This is a genomic window from Pseudoalteromonas sp. TAE79 (assembly GCF_000498015.1).
Lineage (GTDB): Bacteria > Pseudomonadota > Gammaproteobacteria > Enterobacterales > Alteromonadaceae > Pseudoalteromonas.
Genome location: NZ_AUTL01000054.1, coordinates 1 through 2718 on the forward strand (window position 1 = coordinate 1; position 2718 = coordinate 2718).

Genomic DNA, 2718 nt, shown 5'->3' on the forward strand with positions numbered 1-2718 from the left:
CACCTTGCATGATGGCAGTGCCATCCATGTTAATGGTAGCACCCAGTGGGATAGTAAATGAGGCAACCGAGTTATTAGCACCTAGTTTTTTAGTGGCAGTTTCAAGCGTAATAGGCATAGTTGCGCTTGAGCTCGAGGTACTAAATGCAAATAAGCATGTGTGCTTCATTTTTGCTAAGAAAATAAGCGGGTTTAAGCCCGTTAATATTTTTAAAAGCAATGTGTAGTTTACGAAAGCATGTAATAACAGTGCAAGCACTACAACGCCAAAGTATTTGGCTAGGCTAACAATTAAGTTAAGCTCAATTGTTGTAAATAGTTTTGCCATTAAAAAGAACACGCCATAAGGTGCAATGTTCATTAACAGCGTAACTAGTTTTAAGATTACTGTGTTTAAATCTTCAAAAACACTTGCTACGCGTTTGCCTGTTTTACCACTTAATGCCATTGCTACACCAAATAATAGTGCAAACACAATAACTTGAAGCATATTACCTTTAGCCATTGCTTCAAATGGATTTGTAGGAAACATATCTATAATTACACGAGCAAGGGTAGGCGCTTCTTTGGCATCATAAGTTGCATTAGATGGCAAGCTTATACCTTCACCAGGGCTAAATAATAAGGCAAGTGTAATAGCTACCGTTATAGCAATAGCCGTAGTTAATAAATATAAACCAATAGATTTACCACCTAGGCGGCCTAGTTTTTTAGGGTCACTTAAGCTACAGGTACCACAAACAAGCGATACAAAAACAAGAGGCACAACTAACATTTTTAAGCTGGCAATAAATATTTGGCCACCAACATGGAAAATACCATCAACAAAAAAGGCTTTAATTGGCAAAGAGAATAACCCAAGTGGTATTAGATAATCGTCTTCACCAGCTAATATAGCCTGAAATATAAAACCTACTGCAACCCCAAGCGCCATACCAATCATGATGCGAGTGGTTAAACTCATTGAACGGATTTTTGACATATTCCCTGATCTACATTTTATAAATTTGCCATAGACTACCAGCAAGGAAATATTTACTACAGAAAAAATTGGTATTTATTTAAAATTATTTTGCGCAAAAAAGTAATAAAAAACTGAGATTTTAGACTAAGTTATAGGTTAATATTAAGTGAAAATTAATTTTGATTATAATAACAACGCTAGGGAGAGGTTCATGCCTTTAATGCGACTGCTCGGCATTTCATTGCTAAGTTTTTTACTCACAGCCTGTGGTGGCGGTGGGTCACTTGAAAAAGACGGCTCTATTAGTGATGGTGATTCCACGACGGAAACATCAACCTATACAATAAGTTTGAAAGGTTATTTGAAAGCGAGTGATACTGAGTCGAATAGTGTGACTGCTGATGCTCCTTTAGAATTAAGAGCTAGTTTAGTTAATGAAGATGGTGATGCAGTGTCTGGCGAGCGTATTACATTCACGTTAGCAGACTCTATTGGTTTACTTGACCCAGTCTCTGGCACGGTTTTAACTAACGCTGATGGTGTAGCATCGATCACTCTTACGGCAGGCGATACTGCGGGGGCGGGTATTATTACTGCTACCCATATTAACGGTGAAGACACCTACAGTGATTCGTTTGGATTTGCATCAGATGGTTCTGAGAATGATGACTCAAGTGTGAGTGGAAGTATTGAACTAGATATTTCAATTTTAGATATTACTGGTTCGCCATTTACAGCTGAAAATCCAGTCAGTAAAGATAATAAAGGGACGGTTACTGCTACCTTGTTAGATGAAGATGAACCTTTACAAGGCCAGCTAATTTCTTTTACAACTAACTACACAGGTAAAATCACACCTGTGTTAGGTACGGCATTAACAGACGCGAGTGGTAAAGCTTCCGTAACGCTCAGTAGCGGTGATTCAAAAGGTGCGGGTCAAGTCGTTGCCATCTATACGGATGAAAGCGGTAATAGCATCACTAAAGTTGCAGGCTTTATTTCAAATGGTGATGATGCACCTGTGGAAAGTGCTGAAGCAGAGCTTGATATCAAGTTATTACAAGGCTGTGCAAGTGATTGGGATGCTAATCGCAACACAACATCCCTCGAAAGCACATATCTAGCATCTGGTTGTAATGTTGTAAATCAATTCTCTTCTGATGAACTTATTGACGTTATGATTAAAGTCACAGATACAAGTTCAGGTGATGGTATTGATGGCATTATAGCTGAGTTATCTACAGACCTTGGTGCCTTGTTACCAGAATCAGGTAAAGCACTAACAGATAACTTTGGTTTTGCAATTTTAAAATTACAGCCAGGGGCAAGCAGTGGTGCGGGAGAAGTATCTGTTACTGCTAAATCAGTTACTGCTTCAAAAGCATTTGAAATCGCTACAGCAGAATTAAGTGTTGAAATTTCAAATGGTTTATATAATAAATTAGATGATGCTGGCAATGTGATTGATAACGAATTTGTGCCGCTAGCAGCTGGAGCTACAACGGTTATTTCAGTAAATATTTATGATGCAAATGGAGATTTGTTTGTAACTCCACTAGATGTTGAATTTACATCTGGTTGTGTTGAATCTGATCTTGCGGTAATGGATGATACTGCAACGAGTATTAGTGGTATTGCAACAGCGACATACCGAAGTAATGGCTGTAACATATCACAAGGCGATACGGTTACAGCGACAGTGCTTACTGGTGGTACACCAAAAGTTGTTACAGTTAATGTACCTGTATCGGCTG

General features: G+C 38.6%; 1 protein-coding gene and 1 pseudogene. One reads left to right on the plus strand and one right to left on the minus strand.

The annotated features are described in order from the left end of the window. A partial coding sequence (locus L655_RS0101710) for a dicarboxylate/amino acid:cation symporter (RefSeq protein ID WP_024603883.1) occupies positions 1 to 982 on the minus strand: 982 nt, incomplete at its 3' end. Between the two features lie 193 nt (positions 983 to 1175). Here L655_RS0101710 and L655_RS0101715 point away from each other — a divergent pair. Next, positions 1176 to 2718, plus strand: a pseudogene (locus tag L655_RS0101715) (hypothetical protein); the annotation flags it as partial.